The organism is Pseudomonas sp. SIMBA_067 (genome assembly GCF_046534675.1).
GTDB classification, from domain to species: domain Bacteria; phylum Pseudomonadota; class Gammaproteobacteria; order Pseudomonadales; family Pseudomonadaceae; genus Aquipseudomonas; species Aquipseudomonas putida.
Genome location: NZ_JAWRYH010001454.1, coordinates 1 through 231 on the forward strand (window position 1 = coordinate 1; position 231 = coordinate 231).

At 42.0% G+C, this 231-nt stretch carries 1 protein-coding gene; it reads right to left on the minus strand.

The window, feature by feature from the left end:
* The coding region (locus SB765_RS34235; protein ID WP_410933103.1) for a COX aromatic rich motif-containing protein at positions 1–231 on the minus strand (231 nt) is incomplete at both ends.

Consider the following 231-nt stretch of genomic DNA (forward strand, 5'->3'; position numbering starts at 1 on the left):
GAAATAAACCTTCATCAACCTTGCCATAATAAGCGACGGGATTGTTTTCACTCGCTTTGGCAAGCTCAACATAATTGGCATGAGTAAGGCTATTAGCGTTGGTTTTAACCTGTTCAACCCACTGGTTAAAGTCAGCTTTTGTTGGTGTTGCGATGGCATTAAATTTCATACCAGTAAAACCCGCACCACTGTAATTAGCCGAAAAGCCTTTAAACGTGCCTGGCTCATTAG